General features: G+C 62.5%; 1 protein-coding gene. It reads left to right on the top strand.

Features of this window, described 5'->3' with window-relative positions:
- Positions 1-61: 61 nt before the first annotated feature.
- Positions 62-552, top strand: a 491-nt coding sequence (locus ACT3UE_RS15790) for a hypothetical protein (RefSeq protein ID WP_444567029.1), incomplete at its 3' end; no start/stop codon positions are given.

Raw genomic sequence — 552 nt, forward strand, 5'->3', positions numbered from 1 at the left:
ATCCAACGATGCTCCAAGACCTCAACTGATCAGCACCCCACCGCGAAGGATCCCCTCGCCCATGACGCCTTCCCTTCGAACCACCTCGGCCACCGTAGCCCTGGGCTTGGCGTGCGTACTCGCCCTGACCGCTTGCATACCCGGTCAGGACGAGTCCCCCACCAACGCCACAGCATCCTCCGTGGCCTCGGACCAGCGGGATGCCTCATCCATCCGCGAAGACTTCTACACCGAAATCACCCAGATCACCGACGAAGCCGGAGGCGACTGGACCTACCTCGATGGCGATCCCTTCTCCCCCGATGACCGCGACCCGTTTTCGCCCAAACCCTGCGGCGCCGACGACGGTCCACATCAACTGCTGCTGATGGTGATCTCGAGCCCCACTGATGACGGCCCGGCAGCGATCAAACACATGAAATCCGTGCTGGAAGTCCACGGGATGAAGATCACCAGCTACATCCCGGGCAAAACCAAACGCGAGGCGTCCGCGATAAATGCCGAGCTCACCTCCGGCCAGTTCGTGTCCTACCGCGCCAACGACCTGCGCAC

Source organism: Arthrobacter sp. 179 (assembly GCF_052379645.1).
Taxonomy (GTDB): domain Bacteria; phylum Actinomycetota; class Actinomycetes; order Actinomycetales; family Micrococcaceae; genus Arthrobacter_H.